Genomic DNA, 19713 nt, shown 5'->3' with positions numbered 1-19713 from the left:
GTTTCCACTGTGTATGCTCGGACGAGTTGATTGGCAAGGTTACGAGGAACGATGACTGAAGGCTTCGCAGCGCTGAGGGCGCGGCCACGGCCCGCCCGCCGGCGCGGGTTTGTGGTCCTGGCGGTGGTTGCTGTTGTGGTCGGGATCGTCGTGGTGATAGCCGCCATCATCGGTATTGCCGCCGAGCGCAACAGGCCTCGTCTCGTGTCCATTGAGGCGGCCGGTGCCGACATCATGCAGGTCGATTACGAGACGAGTACATCGCAGCGTTCTGAGACCTGGGGTTCCGGCGACCGCCACTCTTTCCGTGCCTCGGGAACCGAAACAACGGTGCAGGTAACCGCGGAGATTGGGCACGACGAGCCCATCACGTGCACGATTTACATCGACAACGAGCCGGTGATGAGTGAGAGTTCGTCCTCTGACGAGGTCACTTGCACGTACGTGTATCCGTGGCTGTGACACCCGAGCTGCTCAGCACGGCGCTCTGATCAGCGCCGCGCGCCTGCGACGAACTAGCGCTGGAGGTGGCGCTCGCCCGCACCGATGTAGAGCTGCTGCGGGCGACCAATCTTCGTCTGACCGTCTTCGCGAGCCTCGCGCCACTGGGCGATCCAGCCGGGGAGGCGACCGATCGCGAAGAGCACCGTAAACATGCGCGTCGGGAAGCCCATGGCCTTGTAGATGACGCCAGTGTAGAAGTCGACGTTCGGGTAGAGCTTGCGCTCCTTGAAGTAGTCGTCTTCAAGCGCGATCTGTTCGAGCTCCTGGGCAAGACCGAGCAGCGGATCGTTCACACCGAGCTCTTCGAGCACGCGAGCCGCGCTCTCTTTCACGATGCGTGCGCGCGGGTCGTAGTTCTTGTACACGCGGTGCCCGAAGCCCATGAGCTTCACGCCGTCTTCTTTGTTCTTGACCTTTTCGACGAACGTCTCAACGCTCTGCCCCGAGTCGCGGATGCGCGCGAGCATGTCGAGCACAGCCTCGTTCGCGCCGCCGTGCAGCGGGCCCGAGAGCGCGTTGATGCCGGCCGACACAGACGAGAACATGTTTGCGCCGGTCGAACCCACGAGGCGCACCGTCGACGTCGAGGCGTTCTGCTCGTGATCAGCGTGCAGAATCAGCAGCTTGTCGAGCGCGTCGACGAGCACGGGATTCATGTCGTACTTCTCAGCCTTGTTGCCGAAGTTGAGACGCAAGAAGTTCTCGACAAAGTTGAGGCTGTTGTCCGGGTACAGGAACGCCTGTCCGATCGACTTCTTGTGCGCGTAGGCAGCGAGCACGGGGAGCTTCGCAAGCAGGCGGATCGTGTTTACCTCAACGAACTCGGGCACCGCGGTGTCGAGTGACGACTCGTAGTAGGTCGACATCGTCTGGAGTCCGCCCGACAGCACGGCCATCGGATGAGCGGTGTGCGGCACGCCCTCGAAGTAGTAGCGCATGTCTTCGTGGAGCAGCGTGTGTCGACGAATCTCTTCGTCGAAGGTGCCGAGTTGATCAGACGTGGGCAGCTCGCCGTAGATCAGCAGATACGCCACCTCAAGGAACGTCGACTGGCGCGCGAGCTCCTCGATGGGATACCCGCGGTAACGCAGAATGCCCTCTTCGCCGTCGATGTACGTGATCTTCGACTTCGTCGAGGCGGTGTTCACAAACCCGTAGTCGAGTGCCGTGTGACCGGTCTGACGCGAGAGCGTGCTGACATCAATGGCCGAGTGCCCGTCGACGGCGTCGACGATCGGAAATTCGGCGGATCCGCCGGGGAAGGTCAGCTTGGCTGTGGCCGGGCCCTGCGTCGATTCAGTCACGTCGTCTCCTCGTGAGGTCTCCAGGCTGGCGCGTCGTCGGGTATGACACGGCCATTCCTCCCACCCTATCGGCTCCAACTGGAACCTGGGCCGACGGCACAGTGATGCCGCCCTCGGCACAGAATATCTTGATGTGAAGCAAAATGTCGATTCGAACGCGCGCGGTCGCGAACGGCCGGAATCACTCGGCGAGGCTTGCGCCCCCGCGGATCCGCGCGGCGGCGGCCACAATATCTGCATCGGGCGCGGTCAACGCCAGTCGCACGTGCCGCGGTGAATCATCACCGTAGAAATGACCCGGGCCCACGACGATGCCCAGAGCGGCAAACTCGGCGACCGCGTCCCACGCATCGACCCCGCGAGTCGCCCAAAGATAAAGCCCTGCCTCGCTGCCCTCGATCGTGAACCCCGCGGCTTCGAGCGCCGGCCGCAGCACATCGCGGCGGGCGCGATAGCGTGCCCGCTGAGCGTCGACGTGCGTTTCGTCCGCGAGCGCGACCATCATCGCGGCCTGCACGGGGGCCGGGAGCATGAGCCCCGCGTGCTTGCGCACGGTCAGCAGACGCTCAACGAGCTTCGGGTCGCCAGCAAGAAACGCCGCGCGGTAGCCCGCGAGATTTGACTGCTTGCTGAGCGAGTAGACGCTGAGCACGTCGCGATGATTATCACCGACGACGCGCGGGTCGAGGATGGACGGGATGGGCTCCGCATCCCACGGCGCGTCCCAGCCGAACTCCGCGTAGCACTCGTCGCCCGCGATAACGGCGCCGAGCTCTCGCGCTCGGGCCACCGCCGCCTGCAGATAGGCGACATCGCGCACGCGGCCGTCCGGATTCGACGGCGAGTTGATCCACACCAGCTTCGTGTGCGCTGGCCACTCGCTGGGATCGTCGGATGCAATCGCATCTGCGCCGACGAGCGCTGCGCCCATCGCGTAGCTCGGGTAGGCGATGCGCGGAAAAACCACGGCCTCGCCCGCACCAATGCCGAGCAAAAACGGCAGCAGCGCCACCAGCTCTTTTGATCCAACGGTAGGCAGCACCGCTTGCGGTGACACCGTGACACCGCGGCGCCTGGCGAACCACTCGGCGATTGCCTCGCGCAGCGCGGGCGTTCCGGCGGTTGCCGGGTAGGCGTGCGCGTCGGTGGCTGCGGCCAGGGCTTCACGAACGGCTGCGGGCGTCGCGTCGACGGGCGAACCCACCGAGAGGTTCAGGGCGCCGTCCGGGTGCTCCGCAGCCTGTGCCGCGTAGGGAACCATGGCGTCCCATGGGTAGTCGGGCAGTGCTTGGCGCATGCTGAAGCTACGATCCCTGCGGCGGGAGCGCTGCGATCACCGGGTGATCGAAGTTGTAGATACCTGTCTTCGCGGCGCCGCCGGGGGAACCGATCTCGTCAAAGAACTCAACATTGGCCTTGTAGTAATCGGCCCATTCTTCGGGCAGGTCGTCCTCGTAATAGATCGCTTCGACCGGGCACACCGGTTCGCAGGCTCCGCAGTCAACGCACTCATCCGGGTGGATGTAGAGGGACCGTTCGCCCTCGTAAATGCAATCGACCGGGCACTCGTCCACGCAGGCGCGATCTTTCACGTCGACGCACGGAAGAGCGATTACGTAGGTCACGAGACCCGCCTTTCACTCGGGAGATGCCGGGAATGCCCGGCACCTCCATCCTACTCGCGAGCCACTGCAGTGCCGCTCAGTGCGCTCGGCTCGGCGCGCTGCGTTCGGCTCTATCCGTCGAACGGTCGCGTTGGAATCGAGGTCGTGACGACGGGCACCTCGAGCGACAGCTCTGGCACCACACCCGTGTCCCCCTCGCGCGGCAGCATGCCTGCGGAGAGACCCGCGAACGTACCGAGGTCGGGACCCTGGTCGGCCAGCTCGACCTCGACCGGTTCACCCGGAACGATGCGCACATCATGCTCGCGCACGCGGACGACGACGGGACCGTCGCCCTCAAGCATTTCGAAGCGTATGCGATCACGTTCGAGCCGCACCTCGAACCGCTGACCGCGCCACTCGAGCCGGAACTCGAGTGCGCCCCAGTGGTCAGGCAGACGCGGGTCGAACGTGAGCTGCCTCCCCGCATCGCGCATGCCGGCGAAACCCTGCACCAGCATCATCCACACACCACCGGTCGACGCGATGTGCACGCCATCCGCGGAGTTGCCGTGCAGGTCGTCGAGGTCGACCCGCAACGCATGGTCGAAGTAACGGTAGGCCAGCTCTCGGTAGCCGACCTCTGCGGCGATGATCGATTGCACCACCGCCGACAGGGTCGAATCCCCCGTCGTGAGCGCGTCGTAATAGTCAAAATCCCGGCGCTTCTGATCGAGCCCGAATTCGTTGCTCGCGAGCAGTAGTGCAAGCACGACATCGGCCTGTTTCAGGACCTGGAAGCGATAGATCACGAGCGGGTGGAAGTGCAACAGCAGCGGCTTCTGCTCCGGCGGCGTTGCCGCCAGGTCCCACACCTCGCGCTCAAGGAAGTGAGCATCTTGCGGGTGAATGCCGAGATCGGGTGAGTATGGCACCGCCATGCCCTCGGCGGCGCGCTCCCACGCATCAATTTCATCCGTCGTGACGCCGAGCCGATCAATGAGCACGCCGTACTCGGCCGGAGCCTCAGCCGCGAGTCTGCGCGCGACCTCGACGGCGAAACGGAGATTGAAGCGCGCCATGACATTCGTGAACAGATTGTCGTTCACAACGGTCGTGTACTCGTCTGGCCCGGTCACGCCGTGAATATGGAAGCGATCGACGCCGTCAGGGTCGCGACGCCAGAACCCGAGACTCGCCCACAACCTCGCCGTCTCCACTGCGATGTCTGACGCGCCCGAGAGCACATACTCAAGGTCACCCGTCGCGGCGACGTAACGGGCGAGCGCATAGGTGATGTCTGCGTTGATGTGATACCCGGCAGTACCCGCCGCGTAGTACGCGCTCGCTTCTTCGCCGTTGATCGTGCGCCACGGAAAGAGCGCCCCGTCTTCGTTGAGCATCGAGGCGCGCATGCGCGCCTGCGGCAGCATGCGCTCGCGGGCGCGCAGCGCGTTTCGCGCCCACATCGGAGAGGTGTAAGTAAGAAACGGAAGCACATAGATCTCGGTGTCCCAGAAATAGTGCCCACCGTACCCCGAGCCGGTGAGCCCCTTCGCGGCGATGCCGCGGCCATCGGCGCGCGCCGAGGCCTGCGCGACCTGGAACAGATTCCATCGGATCGCCTGCTGCACCCCCGGGTCGGCGTCGACGCGCACGTCACTCCGATCCCAGAACGCTTCGAGGTACTCGCGCTGCTTTTCCCAGCGCGCCTCTCGCGGTTCGGTGGCCGCGCTGTTCAGCGAGTGAATACAGCGGTCTATCATCTCGGAAAGCACCGCCGTGGCCGAGTAGTGATAGGCCACAGTTTTCACGAGGTGCACCGTGCGCCCCTCTTTGGCCGTGCCCTGGTACACGTGTCGCACTCGATCCTGCGACTTGTCGACGCGGTGACTCCAACCGTCTTCGCCGCCGTCGCCGCCGTCGAATTCGTGGTCGACGCCCACGCCGAGCGCCATGCGCGAGTCGTGCACGCGATAGCTCAGCACCGAACGGCCACCCTCGTGCACGGAATCACCGGGATCGAGAACGCGCTCTGTGATTTGTTCAGCCTGGCGCGGGTCGGAGGATCCCTTGCTTTCGGAGGGAGTCTCGGTGTGAACGCGCCCGAGATCTTGGCGATTGACGATCAGACTGCTGACAGTGAGATCGGCGTCAGCATCGAGCACGGTGATGCGCATTTCGATGGTCGCGAGATGGCGCGCCGCGAACGACACCATGCGTCGCGTCTCCACGCGAACGCGCTTACCCGTCGGCGTCAGCCACAGCAGCGAGCGCGTCAGGGTGCCTGATTGCAGATCGAGAATGCGCCGCACGTCGAGAATGTCGGAGGACTCGAGATTGAGGCGTTCATCGTCGACGTACACGCGAATGGTCTTCGCATCGGGCACGTTCACGATCGTTTGTCCGTGCTCTGCGAATCCGTACGCGTTCTCCGCGTGCCGAATCTGCCAGGTTTCGTGCAGGCCGTTCAAGAACGTGCCGTGGGTCCCAAGTGGCAGGCCCTCTTCGTGGTTACCACGCATCCCGAGATAACCGTTGCCCAGCGCGAGTACCGTTTCGTCTTCTCCGGAGAGCGCGGGGTCGATGCCCCGCAGCACGAGGCGCCAGGGGTCGTCGCCGAAGTCGCGACGCAGTTCTTTGAGGGGGCCCTCGAATGACTCTGGGCTCATGCGAGCAACTCCTCAAGATCAGTAACGACAACGTCTGCGCCCGCCGCGGTCAGTTCGTCGCGGCCCGCGCCGCGATCGACCCCGACAACAAGTCCGAAGCGCCCGGCGTGGCCGGCGGCGACGCCGGATGCGGCGTCTTCGAACACGACAGCCTGCTCGGGGGCAACGCCGAGCAGCGCGGCGGCGCGCAAGAACGTATCAGGGGCCGGTTTGCCCGGCAACCCCTCGGCCAGCGCGACCTCGCCGTCAACAACGGCAAGGAATCGGTCACGCAGTCCCGCAGCTCGCAGTACCGGTTCGGCATTGCGTGAACTCGACACCACCGCGAGCGGGGCGTCGCGCGAGGCGAGGTGATCCAGCAGGAGCAGAGAACCGGGATACGCCTGGATGCCGTCGCGCTCAAGCACCTCGACAAACGCGTCATTCTTGCGATTACCGAGTCCACGCACCGAGGTGAAGCCATCGTCGAGTTCATCACCCTCCGGCAGCGTGATGCCGCGACCGCTGAGCAGTGCAGCCACCCCCGCAAACCGGGGGCGACCGTCGAGGAACGCGAAGTACTCGCGATCCTCGTACGGCGCTTCCCCCCGGGATGCGAAGAAGGCATCGAATGTCTCTTGCCAGGCCCGTTTATGGAGTTCGACGGTCGGCGTGATCACCCCGTCAAGGTCGAAGAGATACGCGTCATACCGATCGATCACCCGGTAGTCCCCTTCCGTTCCTACTTTTGCGAGCCAGCCAGCAGCGCCTGTACGAAATACCGCTGGAATGCGAAAAACACTATCAGCGGAACGATCATTGACAGGAAGGCTCCCGCAGAAAGAACGTCGATATTGGCCCCGAACTGCCTCAGCTGGGATTGGATCGCGACGGTCAGCGGCTGCGAGTCCGTATTCGTGAAGATCAACGCGACAAGCATGTCGTTCCACGTCCAGAGGAACTGGAAGATCGCGAGGGAGGCGATCGCGGGAAGCCCGAGCGGCAGCATGATCTTGAAAAAGATCAGCCAGTCGCGCGCGCCGTCGATCCGTGCGGCCTCAAGGAGTTCCTCTGGCACCTGCGCGAAGAAATTCCGCAGCAGGAATATGGCGAACGGTAACCCGAACGCCGTGTGGAATAGGATCACGCCGACCACACTGCCGAAGATACCCATTGCCCCGAACAACCGCGCGAGCGGAATTAGGGCCACCTGCAGCGGCACCGCGAGCAACACGATCACCGCGATGAACAACCAGTCTCGGCCCGGGAAGCGCATCCACGCGAACGCATACGCCGCGAGCGCGCCGATTCCCACTACGAGAATCGTCGTCGGCACCGTAATGATGATCGTGTTCCAGAACGACCCCGTGATGGTCGGGTTCGAGAGCAGGTTGGCATAGTTCTCGAGGGTGAGTTCCGCGGGTTTGGTGAGAACCGTCCACCACCCGCTCGACGCGTTATCGCCCGCCGTGCGAAAGGACGTGAGCAGCAACCCGACGGTCGGCACGAGCCAGAACACCGCCACGATCACGAGCACGGCCTGCACGATGCCGTTGCTTGCGGCGCTCGCAATGCGCGCCGCAAGCGTTCGATTGCGGCGGCGCACGGGCCCCGACGGTTTCGTACCGCCGGGACGCGGGGCCGATACCGCAGCCGCGTCGGCCGGCGAGTCTTCAAGCTGCACGGTCATCGTCCACGCTCCGTTCGGAATCGACGTACATTCACGATCATTGACGGCAGCACAAGAATGAGCAGCAGAATCGCGAGTGCCGATCCGAGACCCTGATTATTGCCACCCCCGAACGAAACCGTCCACATCTCGACCGCGATCACATTCGCCGCGGGTTTCGACGCGCCGGGCGGAATCACGTACACCAGGTCAAAGATCTTCAGCACATTGATGATCAGTGTGACGAAGACGACCAGTAGCACGGGCGCGAGCAGGGGGGCCGTGATCTTCGAGAACACCTGCCACTCGCTTGCACCGTCAGTGCGTGCCGCTTCGAGCAACGAGCGATCCATCGCCGAGAGTCCCGATGCGATCATCACCATCGCGAAGCCCGCCCAGATCCAGATGTACGCGAGAATCACCACAACGTTGATCCACGAAGCGCTGAGCCATGACACGCCAGCTGCGCCATCGCCGAAGTTCGACGCGGGCAGTGCGACCCGGTAGTCAGCACCGGCCTCCAGGCCGTCGATCGTATACGTGCCTCCGGCGCCGGTCGTCGCGTAGCCGCGGATCGAGCCGTCCATATCAACGGCGTCGACCCGCACGCCCTCGAGCCCGGTCTTCCCGTCCTCCAGTTTGCCGTCGGTGCCACCGCCGCCTCGAATCACATCGAGAAAGACGGTGCCCGTAATCTGGGTGTCGCTCGCGGCCTTCGCCGTCGTCGCGTCTCGCGCACCCTCGGGCAGCGCGGTCCGCTTCACTCCGATGAGCGGAAAGTCCTGCGTACCACCGGCCGGCACAGCATCGGTCGAAGCGATGATGCCCTGATCGACTTCGATTCCGGTGCCCTCGCGCGGCTTTGCGCCCGGATAGCTCGCGGTGTCAGAGAAGATGCTCTGCACGCCTGTAATTGCCGCGTTCACGACGCCAAGCTGCGGGCTCTCCTGGAACATTCCGCGAAAAATAACGCCGGCAGCGAGCATCGAGATTGCCATCGGCATGAAGACGATGAGCCTGAATGCCGTCTTCCAGCCAATCTTGTCGACGAGCACGGCGAGCAGCAGACCGATGATGGTCACCGTGACCGGCGCCACAATCACCCACACGAGGTTGTTGCGGATCGCCGTGAACGTGGTGTCGTTCGTGAACATCGTCACGTAATTTTCCCAGCCAACGAACGCGGTGCCTGAGCGGTCGAAGAGCGACCGAATGACGGTGTACACAATGGGGTACACCACGAGCGCGCCAAGGGCGAGGAGGGCGGGGCCGAGGAACGACCCCACCAGCAGCCACTTGCGTAGCCGGCCCCGATGCGCCACTCCGCCACCGCGGAGCGCGATCGGGACCGTCTGCGTGCGGGTCACCGTCCGCTACCCGTCGTATGCGGCTGCAGCTGCCGCTTCAAGACGTTTCGCCGCCCCATCGACATCATCGGGGTTCTGATAAAACGTGATCATTTCCTGCCAGAAGCCCTGGCCCGGGGTGCCACCGAACGCGCTGGGCACGAGATCTGACATATCGAAGCGGAAATCCTCGGCACCGGTCAGCGCTTCGGCGATCTGCCGAGACGTGTCATCTGGATAGAGCTTGGTATCGACACCGGTGTTCGGCGAGGTCAGACCACCGTTCGGCACCCAGACCTCCGCGGCCTCGGGCGAAGCGAGGTACGCCATCAGCGCCGAAGTTGCCTCGTCGTCATCGAACTGCACGGCAACGTCGCCGCCGCCAACGACGGCGGGAGCCGAATCATTGATCGACGGGAAGTCGTAGAACAGTGCGTTCTCGCCGACCTTCGAGTTGCCGTCGGCGGTGATGTTGCCGGCGACGAAGTCACCCTCGAAGACCGTACCTGCCTGCGGATCGGAACCGAATACCTCGGTCACGCTCGTGGGGAAGTCACGCTGGTCACCGCCGGGCTGCACGACGTCGCTCCCCCAGAGCCCGCCGAGCACCGTGAGGGCCTCCTTCACCGAATCATCGGTCCAGGGAATCTCATGCTTGGTGAGCTGGTCGTATTTCTCAGGGCCCGCGGTGCGCAGGTAGACGTTCTCGAACCAGTCGGTCAGCGGCCAGCCAACGTCTGCTCCGACGGAGATGCCCGCGTAGCCCGAGTCCGTGACCAGGCCAAGCTGGTCCTGAAAACCGTCCCAGTCTTCTGGAGCCTCGGCCCCGGCCTCGTCGTAAATGTCAGCGTTGTACCAGACGGTCGACTTGTTGGCCGCCTTGAACCACACGCCGTACAGCTTGTCGTCGACGGTGCCGAGGTCAACCCAATCCTGCGAGTAGTTGTCGCTGACCGCCTGCTGCACGTCGTCAGTGACGGGCTTGATATCGCCGTCAGCGGCGAGCGACTGCATCAGGGCGGGCTGCCCGAGCACTGCGACGTTGGGCGGCGAACCGCCCTCGAGCTGGCCACTGATGTAGGTGGGGCCGTTATCACCGAAGCTCGTGTACGAGACGTCGGCGCCGGTCTGACGCTCGAACTCTGCAAGCACCGCTTCGAAGTTCTTTTGTTCGGCGCCCGACCAGGCGGCCGCTACCGTGAGCGATTTTCCTGCGAACTTGTCGCCGGCAGGAGCGTCGCTGCTCTCGCCGCCGCTCTCCGAGCCGCCCCCCGCGCAGGCCGTCAGCAGCAGTGCTGCGGCAGCGAGGCCGGTCGTGGCGCGCGCGACCCGAGATCGCGTGAATCGTGTGGTGTGCATCTGGACTCCGTCCAACCGATCCGATACCGGAGCGAGCACCTCTCACCCCGGGGAGCGCACCAGTGCGCATCACGCGAGGATGCCTCCGATTTCACCCTACCGATTCACGTCGGAAATCAACAGGGGTTGCGCCCGTAACCCCATAGGCACTACAGAACTAGGATCGCCATCCAAGCGCCGCTCAGCAGACACGGTGCGAATGGGACCGTGCGGCGATGGGGGTGCCGTCGATTCCGGATCGCCAGCCCCCAGGCTGCTGCGGCACCGAACGCAATGACGAGTCCGAATAGCGCGGCCCACCAGCCGCCCGCGAACCCAATGGCCGCACCGGCGAGCGGCGCGAGCTTCACGTCTCCGCCTCCGAGGCCGACGGGGAACCACTTCCAGAGCAGGGCGAAGCCGATCCCGAAGGCGCTCGCAACGCCCAGCGAGTCGAGCAGCGGGCGGGCGGGTATCCGCTCCCCCGCAATCCACTGCGGAGACTCCCCCGCGAACAGCATCGCGAATCCACTGGCCGCGAGCAGCGGCAGGGTGGAGGCGGTCGCTGCGATCAGCATCCGGTTGGACAGCCGACGCGAACGCAGATCAGTTACCGAGAGTGCGATTGACCACGCGGCGAAGCTCACGAGCCCCGCGATCGCGAGTAGAGCAGCGATTACGGGGTGACCTCGGTGCCGATGCCGCGTTCGGTGAAGATCTCAAGTAACACCGAGTGCGGTTCCCGACCGTCGATGATGGCCGCCTTCGAGACGCCGCCGCGCACGGCATCAAGACACGCGTGCATCTTCGGGATCATGCCAGACTCCAGGCTCGGCAGCAGTTCTTCGAGCTCGCCAGCGCTAATAGAGGATACGAGCGAATCGCGATTCGGCCAGTCCGCGTAGAGCCCCGCGACATCCGTCAGAATCACAAGCTTCTCAGCACCAAGCGCACTCGCGAGCGCGCTTGCGGCCGCGTCGGCGTTCACATTGAGCGAGTCGCCCGGCCGATCCACATCGGGTGCAATCGACGAGACGACCGGGATAAGCCCAGCGTCGAGCAGCGCCAGCACGGGCGCAACGCGAACCTCGACCACGTCTCCGACGAGACCCAGATCTACGGTTTCACCGTCAATCTCGATGGGAGGCCGGCGGCGCCCGACAAACAGGCCAGCGTCCTCGCCCGTTGTACCCGCAGCTAACGGGCCATGCGCGTTGATCTCGTCAACGAGCTCTGGATTCACCTTGCCGGTGAGCACCATACGGACGACGTCCATGGTCTCGGGGGTGGTCACGCGGTAGCCGCCGCGGAACTCGCTCTCGATGCCGAGGCGCCCGAGCATCGCATTAATCTGCGGGCCTCCACCGTGCACGACAACCGGCCGAATGCCGGTGTGACGCAAATACACGATGTCTTCGGCGAACGCCGCGAGCAGCCGATCGTCGACCATCGCGTTGCCACCGAACTTGATCACCATGATGGCGTTGCGAAATTTCTTCAGCCACGGCAGCGAACCAATGAGCACCTCGGCGCGCGCGGCGGCCTGCTCATGGTCGAGGGTCTGCTTCGTCGTCGACATCTGTTCCCTAGCTTGAGTAGGCGCTGTTCTCATGCACGTACTCGTGCGTGAGGTCGTTCGTGCGAATCGTCGCGGAATGCTCGCCGGCAAACAACTCGATCGCAACGTGTGTGCGGCGCGGTGTGAGATCGCACTCGTCGACCGGCCGGTCAGGTGCGCCGGCGTGACAGAGTCGCACACCGTTAAACGACACGTCGACACTGTACGGGTCGAAGGCGGCCTCGGTGGTGCCAATGGCCGCGAGCACACGGCCCCAGTTTGGATCGTTGCCAAAGATCGCTGCTTTGAAGAGGTTATTGCGGGCGACCGAACGGCCGACCTCGACCGCGTCTGCTGCAGACGCTGCACCGCGTACCTCGATATCAATGTCGTGGCTCGACCCCTCGGCGTCAGCCTGCAGCTGGCCCGCGAGGCTGTCGCACACCTCGGCGAGGGCGGCCGCGAAAACGGCCTCATCGGGGGTCACTCCCGATGCGCCGCTCGCGAGCAACGTCACCTGATCGTTCGTCGACATGCAGCCATCAGAGTCGAGGCGGTCGAAACTCAGCGATGTCGCGCCGCGCAGAGCACTGTCGAGGGCATCGCTGTCGAGCAGCGCATCGGTCGTGATGACGACGAGCATCGTCGCAAGGCCGGGCGCGAGCATGCCGGCACCCTTTGCGATCGCGCCGATTGTCCAGCCCTCCCCCGCGTGGACCGCGGTCTTCTCGACCGAATCTGTGGTGAGGATCGCCGCGGCCGCCGAGGTATCGTCTGCGGCGAGCGCGGCTGCGAGCGCCGGCACGTTGCCGACGATTTTCTCGCGGAAGACTTGATCGCCCGTTCCGATGAGGCCGGTGGAGCAGACGAGGATGCGCTCGGCATCGTCGGAGCCGATAGCGCTCGCGACGGCCTCGGCCGTCAGCCGCGTGGTTTCGTACCCAAAGTCGCCGGTGAAGCAGTTTGCGCCGCCCGAATTCAGCACGATGGCGTGAGCTGGGCCGCCCTGCGCTGACTTGCGGCTCCAGAGGATCGGGTTGGCCTGGGCTCGATTCGTCGTGAAGACCACCGCGCTGGCGCGCTGAGGTCCATCGTTGACGACCAGGGCGAGGTCAGGTTTGCCGGTGCTTTTCAGCCCGACGGCGATGCCTGCGGAGCGGAACCCCTGCGGTGCGGTAACGGTCACGGTGCAACTCCATTCACGGAAAGGCCGGTGGCCTCTGGGAGGCCGAGGGCAATGTTTGCCGATTGGATCGCGGCACCCGCGGTGCCCTTGGCGAGGTTGTCGAGCGCAGCAACGATGACGGCGCGGCCCGCGGCTTCGTCGACGACCACGCTCATGAGGCAGGTGTTTGCACCGAGCGTGTCGGCCGAGCGCGGAAGCGCGCCCTCAGGGAGGAGGTGCACGAACGTTTCTTCGCTGTACGCCTGCTCCCAAGCCGCGCGCACCTGGGCGGCGCTGACCCCGGGCGCGATGCGCGCCGTCGTGGTGGCCAGGATGCCGCGGCTCATCGGTACGAGCACGGGCGTGAAGCTGATCGTGGGGGCGCCACTTGCCCCGGCGCCTCTCACGGCCTGTTGAATCTCGGGGATGTGGCGGTGGCTGCCGCCGACGGCGTACGGGTTCGCTGTTCCCATGAGTTCCGCACCCAGCAGGTGTGTCTTCGCGGCTTTGCCCGCCCCCGAGGGGCCGACCGCGAGCACGGTCACGATATCTTGCGCTTCGATCACACCGGCGGCGATGCCCGGAGCGAGTGACAGCGCGACGGTCGATGCGTTGCACCCGGGTGCCGCGATCCGGGTCGCCCCGATGAGCGCCTCCCGCTGGCGGCCATCAGTGCCGTCCGCGCGCTTTACAAGGAGTTCGGGCACGCCATACGTCCACGGCTCATGGTGCTCGCCACCGTAAAAAGCGGCCCAATCGTCGGAGCTGACAAGTCGGTGATCGGCGCCGCAGTCGACCGCGAGCCGCACATTCGTGAGCTGCGCGGTGAGCGCCCCTGAGGCGCCGTGGGGCAGTGCAAAAAACACGACGTCGTGGCCATCGAGCACCTCAGGCGTCGTCTCGCGAAGCGTGAGATGCGAAAGCGATCGCAAGTGCGGCTGCGAGTCAATCAGAGGTTGGCCAGCGGAGGAGTGACCCGTGACGGTTCGAATTTCGAAGTCGGGGTGTGCGCTGAGCAGACGCAGCAGCTCGCCGCCCGCGTATCCACTCGCTCCCGCTACCGCGACGCTGTAAGTCATCGTCTTCCTCTCCGGCGCCGCCGCCTCGCCGCACGCACACACCTATTCAACCACTCGCGACCCGCTCAGCCCGCCGCCGGGCACGGGTGAACTCGGTGATGACGTCGTTGTGAGCGAAGCGGGCGACCACTATCGGTTCGTGAAGTTCGGGGTGCGCTTCTCGGTGAACGCGCGCATCCCCTCTTTCTGATCTTCAGTCGAGAACGCAGCAGCGAACGCTTGGCGCTCGAAACGGAGCCCCTCCGAGAGCGGCATCTCTTGCGCAGCCTGCAGCGCGTCTTTCGCGGCGTATACGGCAACGAGCGATCGCGACGCGATCGTCTCAGCGACCTGTGCGGCCTCAGCGAGCAGGTCGTCCGCGGGCACCACGCGCGACACGAGACCCGACCGCTCGGCCTCCTCTGCGCCCATCGTGCGACCAGTGAGCACCATCTCAGCGGCCTTGTATTTACCGATTGCGCGGGGCAAACGCTGCGATCCGCCAAAGCCGGGCAGCACGCCGAGGTTGATCTCGGGCTGGCCAAACTTCGCCGTGTCCGCTGCCAGGATGATGTCGCACATCATCGCGAGCTCGCAGCCACCGCCGAGCGCGAAACCCGCGACCGCTGCGATCAGCGGAGTGCGGGTACGTTCAAACCCGCCCCAGCCGGGAAACGGGCCACCGAGGTACATTTCGGCGTAGCCGAGATCCGCCATCTCCTTGATATCGGCGCCCGCTGCGAATGCCTTTGCTGAGCCCGTGAGCACGATGGCGCCGATACCCGGGTCTTCATCAAAGCCCTGCACGGCCTCGATGAGTTCGCGCACGAGAGTGCCGTTGAGCGCGTTCAGCGCCTCTGGGCGGTGCAGGGTGATGGTGGCGACGCGACCCTGCGTCTCGGCGATGATGGAGGTGTACTCGGGCATCTCGGTCCTTTCGGTGGGTTCAACAGGGTGTGGCGTGGCGACGTGCGGGGTGCTGGGTGCTGTCAGTTCGACTCGGGAACCGCGCGTTCGTCGGGTCCGTTGTATGCGGAGAGCGGGCGGATCAGGGCGTTCGCGGCGCCCTGCTCCATGATGTGGGCGGTCCACCCGGTCACCCGCGAGGCGATAAACAGCGGCGTAAACGTCAAAGTGTCGAATCCTATGAGGTGGTAGGCCGGGCCCGAGGGGTAGTCGAGGTTCGGGTGGATCCCCTTTCGCTCTACGAACTCGCGCTCGAGGGCGTCGTACAGCTCTGCCAGGTCGGGCCGGTCATAGTGTTCAACGAGCGTGTCGAGTGCCGCCCGCATCGTGGGGACTCGTGAGTCGCCACTCTTATACACGCGGTGCCCGAAGCCCATAATTTTGCGCTTGGTCGCCAGCGCTTCGTCGAGCCATGGGACGACGTGTTCAGCGTCACCGATCTCGTCGAAAATGTGCATCACGGCCTCATTCGCGCCGCCGTGCAGCGGGCCCTTGAGCGCGCCGATCGCCCCGACGACTGCCGAATACAGATCGGAGAGGGTGGAGGTGATCACGCGGGCCGTAAACGTCGAAGCGTTGAACGAGTGCTCCGCGTACAGAATCATCGAGCGGTTGAACGCATCGACGACGACCGGGTCGGCCTCTGTTCCGAAGGTCATCCAGAGGAAGTTAGCCGAATAGTCAAGATCGTCGCGAGGCTCGACCAGCGATTCACCGCGCGTGCGGCGCTGGCCGTACGCCACGATCGCGGGGAGTGCAGCAAAAAGCCGGACCGAACGCGCAAGATTCTCTTCTGGGCTACCGGACGCGTCGAGCACCGATCCCCCGCCCGCAAGGTCTGTGGCACCGAGCACGCTGACAGCCGTGCGCACAACATCCATCGGATGGGCATCGAGTGGCAACAGATCGATCGAGGCGCGAACCGGTGCGGCGAGTGCGCGATGCTCGCGCTCGGTCGCGCGCAGTTGCGCCAGCTCGCCCTCGCTCGGCAGTTCGCCGTTCCAGAGCAGGTACGCGACAGCCTCAAACGGCTGCGTGGCGGCGAGTTGCTGAACGGGATACCCCCGGTAGAGCAGGCTGTTCGTGTCGGGGTTCACCTTTGAGATTGCCGTTGTGTCGACAACCACTCCGGCGAGGCCCTTCTTGATCTCCTGGTCCATATGGTGCGCTCCTTTGCGGTGTGGTGAGGCCCGTGAGACGCCTCGCTTCGAACTTACTCTCTCTTGCAACCGCGCCGGCTCCGCGGGCTCAGCTCCACGGACTCAGCTCCGCAGGTCGCAACGTACACAAATGGTCGTTATACGCGCGTGTAACGACACTTTCAGTACTCTCGAGCAGCAGCGGTGGTGAGCAGTGGCCAGCAGTCGCCAGTTAGCGCTCTACCTTGAAGTTGAAGACGCTCGTGTCGAAGCGGTTGTATGCCTCGTAGTCGACCAGTTCGTACAGGTCTGCGCGGTGCTGCATCTCATCGAGTTTGCCCGTGAGGTGCCCCTCGCTGAGCAGCTCGTCTAGGGCGCGGCCGGTCGCACCCATCGCGATCCGCAGCATCGACACCGGCCAGATGACGATGTTCACGCCGACATCGGCGAGCTGCTGCGTCGTGAACAGGTCGCTCTTTCCGAACTCCGTCATGTTCGCGAGGATCGGCACGTCGAGGACCGCGCGCATCGCGGCGAATTCTTCGAGCGTGCGCATGGCCTCCGGGAAGATCGCGTCGGCGCCCGCATCAACGAGCGCCTTCGCACGGTCAATCGCCGCATCGAGACCTTCGACCGCGCGAATGTCGGTTCGCGCCATAATCAAGAAGTTCGGGTCTCGGCGCGCGTCGGCCGCGGCACGAACGCGCTTGATCGCGGTGCTCTCGTCGACCACCGCCTTGCCGTCGAGGTGCCCGCAGCGCTTGGGGTTGATTTGATCTTCGATGTGCGCGCCCGCGAGCCCGGCATCCTCGAGCGTCTGAATGGTGCGCGCAACGTTCATAGGCTCGCCAAAGCCGGTGTCGGCGTCAACGATTGCCGGAAGTTCGGTCATGCGCGCAATCTGCTGGGCGCGACCAGCGACCTCGGTGAGCGTCGTGAGGCCAATGTCGGGCAGGCCGAGGTCCGCCGACAGCACGGCTCCCGAAATGTAGACGCCGTCGAAGCCCTTCTGCTCAATCAGCCGCGCCGAAAGCGGGTTGAATGCGCCCGGGAATCGCAACAGTTCACCGCTCGCCAGCCGCTCACGGAAGAGTCGGCGCTTTTCATGTGCTGGGGTGTGTGCATACAGCATCAGAACAGTCCCTTCGAAGAAACGAGGTCGCCGCCGCGTTCGGCGGCGAGGTCGATCACGCCGGATCGCGCCACGATGTTGAGCTCTCGCACCTCGTCGGCAGAGAGTTCTGGCAGGCGCTGCACGAGCGCCAAGAAACGCTCGATCTCGGCGGGATCGAGCACGGGCTCGGCGAGCAACCGGAACTTCGCGATGTAGTCCGCACGCGCGAACGGCCGCGCTCCGAGCGGATGCGCATCGGCCACGGCGATCTCATCGACGAGCGTGCTGCCGTCAGTGAGGGTGATCTCTACCCGGCCGCCAAACGCCTTCTCATCAGGATCTTCCGAGTGGTATCGCCGCGTCCACTCCGGATCTTCCGCGGTCGTGATCTTGTGCCACAGCTCGACGGTGTCGGGGCGACCAGCGCGCGACGGCGTGTACGAGTCAACGTGGTGCCAGCCCCCGTCTTGCAACGCGACCGCAAAGATATACGGGATCGAGTGGTCGAGCGTCTCGCGCGAGGCGGTCGGATCGTACTTCTGCGGGTCATTTGCTCCCGAGCCGATCACGTTGTGCGTGTGATGGCTCGTGTGCAGCACGATCGAGGCGACGTTCGCGGGGTTCGCAAGCTCGGGGCGTACCCCGTGCAGCTTGCGCGCCAGATCGACCCACGCCTGCGCCTGGTACTCGGCGGAGTGCTCCTTCGTGTAGCTGTCGAGGATCGCGCGTTTGGCTTCACCCGGTGCCGGAAGCGGCACCTCGTAGGCAGCCTCCGGCCCGTCGAGAAGCCAGGCGATCACACCATCTTCGCCTTCGTAAATCGGCGCGGGTGAAGTTTGACCGCGCATGGCTCGGTCGACGGCCTCGACCGCCATCTTTCCCGCGAACGCAGGAGCGTGGGCCTTCCAGGTCGAAATTTCACCCTTGCGACTTTGCCTGGTCGCGGTGGTCGTGTGCAGGGCCTGCGCGACCGCCTGCGCGATGGTCGCGACGTCGAGCCCGAGCAGAGTCCCGATACCCGCGGCCGCCGAGGGTCCAAGATGCGCGACGTGATCGATCTTGTGGCGGTGCAGGCAGATCGCCCGCACGAGATCCATCTGAATCTCATACCCCGTCGCGATGCTGCGCATCAGGGCAAGACCGTCGGCACCGACGTGCTGAGCGACCGCGAGAATCGGCGGAATGTTGTCTCCCGGGTGCGAGTACTCGGCCGCGAGAAACGTGTCGTGGTAATCGAGCTCACGCACGGCTACGCCGTTGGCCCACGCCGCCCACTCCGGGCTGGTCAGCTCCGGGCTGTCCACCCCAGTGCTCGGTAAGCCGAAGATCGAGCTGCCGCTGCCACCGGTAGAGACGGGGTGTGCGAGCGCCTGAGCGCGAGCCGCAACGATCGGAGCGCGCGTGAGCGATGCTGCGGCGACTGCGGCGTTGTCGATGACGCGGTTGATGATCATCTCGGCGACCTCTGCGTCGACAGTCACAGGGTCTGCTGCAACCTCCGCGATCTTCCAGGCGAGCTGCTCCTCGCGCGGCAGCGCTTCATTGCTGCGGTGCACGCGAACGTGGTGGGTGACGGTCATGATCGACCTTTCTGTGGTGAATCGGATGCGCTCGAGTCAGCAATCGAGGCGAGGATCGCCGCGAGCGCTCGGTGTAGATGGACGTGGGTGGCGTGTGCGGCCAGGTCGGCATCACCCTCGGCAATAGCTCGCGCGATCAACCCGTGCTCGGCCGCAGAAGCCCGCAGACGTTCGCTGTTGTCGCGCGCGAGCTGACGCGCACGCACGAGATGGCTGCGCACGGGGCGCAGCGCCTGACTGAGATAGACATTCGCGACGGCGGAGTCAACTGCGGCATCGAAGCCCGCGATGAGGGCGTAGTACGCGTCGGTGCTTTCGCCGCCCATTTCTGGGCGTGAACGTTCGAAGTCATCCGCGATCTCCGTGAAGACCGCGCGATCGCCGCGCTGTGCCGCGAGCCGCGCAGCCATCTCTTCGAGCGCGCGTCGGGTCTCGAAGAGTGCTCGAATATCAGCGACGTCGAAGCCTGAAACCACGAGCACGCGTGCCGACTGCTGCCGCACGAGCCCGTCGGCGACCAGACGACCGATTGCCTCTCGCATTGGTGTGCGGCTAATACCGAGGCGTTCGGCCTGGTCTACCTCGCCGATGACGGCCCCGGGAGGCAGCTCGCCAGACTGAATCTGAGAGATCAGAACTTCATATGCGCGGTCGCTCGCTCGGGCTCCCCCGCGTCGCTCGATCATGCCTCAAACGTATACATCAGGGGAGAAATTT

At 64.7% G+C, this 19713-nt stretch carries 18 protein-coding genes; 1 reads left to right on the top strand and 17 read right to left on the bottom strand.

Annotated features, from left to right (window positions below; genetic code table 11):
• Positions 1-51 precede the first annotated feature (51 nt).
• On the top strand, positions 52-462 hold the full coding sequence (locus ACFWHR_RS06630; RefSeq protein ID WP_382447476.1) for a hypothetical protein: 411 nt from the start codon (positions 52-54) through the stop codon (positions 460-462).
• A gap of 53 nt (positions 463-515) precedes the next feature.
• On the opposite strand, the gene ACFWHR_RS06625 is transcribed toward ACFWHR_RS06630, so the two are convergent.
• The 17 genes from ACFWHR_RS06625 to ACFWHR_RS06545 form a co-directional block, all read right to left on the bottom strand.
• Complete coding sequence (locus ACFWHR_RS06625) at positions 516-1808, bottom strand: citrate synthase (RefSeq protein WP_382447475.1); 1293 nt, start codon at positions 1806-1808, stop codon at positions 516-518.
• Between the two features lie 181 nt (positions 1809-1989).
• Entirely contained in the window at positions 1990-3105 is a 1116-nt protein-coding gene (dapC, locus tag ACFWHR_RS06620) for a succinyldiaminopimelate transaminase (RefSeq protein ID WP_382447474.1), read from the bottom strand.
• Positions 3106-3112: 7 nt separating this feature from the next.
• The gene (gene fdxA, locus ACFWHR_RS06615; protein WP_382447473.1) at positions 3113-3433 is read right to left on the bottom strand and encodes a ferredoxin; all 321 of its coding nucleotides are present in this window, start codon (positions 3431-3433) and stop codon (positions 3113-3115) included.
• 110 nt (positions 3434-3543) lie between these two features.
• The gene (locus tag ACFWHR_RS06610) at positions 3544-6084 is read right to left on the bottom strand and encodes a glycoside hydrolase family 65 protein (protein ID WP_382447472.1); all 2541 of its coding nucleotides are present in this window, start codon (positions 6082-6084) and stop codon (positions 3544-3546) included.
• Complete coding sequence (locus ACFWHR_RS06605; RefSeq protein ID WP_382447471.1) at positions 6081-6785, bottom strand: HAD family hydrolase; 705 nt, start codon at positions 6783-6785, stop codon at positions 6081-6083. Before ACFWHR_RS06605 ends, ACFWHR_RS06610 begins: the two co-directional genes overlap by 4 nt.
• A gap of 20 nt (positions 6786-6805) precedes the next feature.
• Complete coding sequence (locus tag ACFWHR_RS06600) at positions 6806-7753, bottom strand: carbohydrate ABC transporter permease (RefSeq protein ID WP_382447470.1); 948 nt, start codon at positions 7751-7753, stop codon at positions 6806-6808.
• Positions 7750-9099, bottom strand: coding sequence for an ABC transporter permease subunit (locus ACFWHR_RS06595; protein ID WP_382447469.1), 1350 nt, complete (start codon positions 9097-9099; stop codon positions 7750-7752). Before ACFWHR_RS06595 ends, ACFWHR_RS06600 begins: the two co-directional genes overlap by 4 nt.
• Positions 9100-9105: 6 nt before the next feature.
• A complete protein-coding gene (locus ACFWHR_RS06590) occupies positions 9106-10437 on the bottom strand; it encodes an ABC transporter substrate-binding protein (protein ID WP_382447468.1) in 1332 nt (443 codons plus the stop codon).
• Positions 10438-10586: 149 nt separating this feature from the next.
• Positions 10587-11063, bottom strand: a complete 477-nt coding sequence (locus tag ACFWHR_RS06585; RefSeq protein WP_382447467.1) for a prepilin peptidase — start codon at positions 11061-11063, stop codon at positions 10587-10589.
• Between the two features lie 29 nt (positions 11064-11092).
• The gene (gene argB / locus ACFWHR_RS06580) at positions 11093-11995 is read right to left on the bottom strand and encodes an acetylglutamate kinase (protein ID WP_382447466.1); all 903 of its coding nucleotides are present in this window, start codon (positions 11993-11995) and stop codon (positions 11093-11095) included.
• 7 nt (positions 11996-12002) lie between these two features.
• The gene (argJ, locus tag ACFWHR_RS06575; protein WP_382447465.1) at positions 12003-13160 is read right to left on the bottom strand and encodes a bifunctional glutamate N-acetyltransferase/amino-acid acetyltransferase ArgJ; all 1158 of its coding nucleotides are present in this window, start codon (positions 13158-13160) and stop codon (positions 12003-12005) included.
• Entirely contained in the window at positions 13157-14218 is a 1062-nt protein-coding gene (gene argC / locus ACFWHR_RS06570; protein WP_382447464.1) for an N-acetyl-gamma-glutamyl-phosphate reductase, read from the bottom strand. The genes argJ and argC overlap by 4 nt, the downstream gene beginning before the upstream one ends.
• Before the next feature lie 129 nt (positions 14219-14347).
• Complete coding sequence (locus ACFWHR_RS06565) at positions 14348-15124, bottom strand: enoyl-CoA hydratase (protein ID WP_382447463.1); 777 nt, start codon at positions 15122-15124, stop codon at positions 14348-14350.
• A gap of 62 nt (positions 15125-15186) precedes the next feature.
• The gene (locus ACFWHR_RS06560) at positions 15187-16323 is read right to left on the bottom strand and encodes a bifunctional 2-methylcitrate synthase/citrate synthase (protein WP_382447462.1); all 1137 of its coding nucleotides are present in this window, start codon (positions 16321-16323) and stop codon (positions 15187-15189) included.
• 211 nt (positions 16324-16534) lie between these two features.
• Positions 16535-17434, bottom strand: a complete 900-nt coding sequence (gene prpB / locus ACFWHR_RS06555; RefSeq protein ID WP_382447461.1) for a methylisocitrate lyase — start codon at positions 17432-17434, stop codon at positions 16535-16537.
• Positions 17434-18996, bottom strand: coding sequence for an MmgE/PrpD family protein (locus tag ACFWHR_RS06550; RefSeq protein ID WP_382447460.1), 1563 nt, complete (start codon positions 18994-18996; stop codon positions 17434-17436). Before ACFWHR_RS06550 ends, prpB begins: the two co-directional genes overlap by 1 nt.
• Positions 18993-19682, bottom strand: a complete 690-nt coding sequence (locus tag ACFWHR_RS06545; RefSeq protein WP_382447459.1) for a GntR family transcriptional regulator — start codon at positions 19680-19682, stop codon at positions 18993-18995. Before ACFWHR_RS06545 ends, ACFWHR_RS06550 begins: the two co-directional genes overlap by 4 nt.
• Positions 19683-19713: the final 31 nt, after the last annotated feature.

The sequence above is a fragment of the Leucobacter sp. NPDC058333 genome (assembly GCF_042726155.1).
Lineage (GTDB): Bacteria > Actinomycetota > Actinomycetes > Actinomycetales > Microbacteriaceae > Leucobacter.
Note: the sequence above shows the minus strand (reverse complement) of the source record. Positions and strands in the feature narration are given on the sequence as shown.

Bases quoted from the DNA above. Each gene is read 5' to 3' on its own strand.
- ACFWHR_RS06630 (WP_382447476.1), top strand. From the start codon at position 52: ATGACTGAAGGCTTCGCAGCGCTGAGGGCGCGGCCACGGCCCGCCCGC.
- dapC (WP_382447474.1), bottom strand. From the start codon at position 3,105: ATGCGCCAAGCACTGCCCGACTACCCATGGGACGCCATGGTTCCCTAC.
- ACFWHR_RS06610 (WP_382447472.1), bottom strand. From the start codon at position 6,084: ATGAGCCCAGAGTCATTCGAGGGCCCCCTCAAAGAACTGCGTCGCGAC.
- ACFWHR_RS06600 (WP_382447470.1), bottom strand. From the start codon at position 7,753: ATGACCGTGCAGCTTGAAGACTCGCCGGCCGACGCGGCTGCGGTATCG.
- ACFWHR_RS06590 (WP_382447468.1), bottom strand. From the start codon at position 10,437: ATGCACACCACACGATTCACGCGATCTCGGGTCGCGCGCGCCACGACC.
- argB (WP_382447466.1), bottom strand. From the start codon at position 11,995: ATGTCGACGACGAAGCAGACCCTCGACCATGAGCAGGCCGCCGCGCGC.
- argC (WP_382447464.1), bottom strand. From the start codon at position 14,218: ATGACTTACAGCGTCGCGGTAGCGGGAGCGAGTGGATACGCGGGCGGC.
- ACFWHR_RS06565 (WP_382447463.1), bottom strand. From the start codon at position 15,124: ATGCCCGAGTACACCTCCATCATCGCCGAGACGCAGGGTCGCGTCGCC.
- ACFWHR_RS06560 (WP_382447462.1), bottom strand. From the start codon at position 16,323: ATGGACCAGGAGATCAAGAAGGGCCTCGCCGGAGTGGTTGTCGACACA.
- prpB (WP_382447461.1), bottom strand. From the start codon at position 17,434: ATGCTGTATGCACACACCCCAGCACATGAAAAGCGCCGACTCTTCCGT.
- ACFWHR_RS06550 (WP_382447460.1), bottom strand. From the start codon at position 18,996: ATGACCGTCACCCACCACGTTCGCGTGCACCGCAGCAATGAAGCGCTG.
- ACFWHR_RS06545 (WP_382447459.1), bottom strand. From the start codon at position 19,682: ATGATCGAGCGACGCGGGGGAGCCCGAGCGAGCGACCGCGCATATGAA.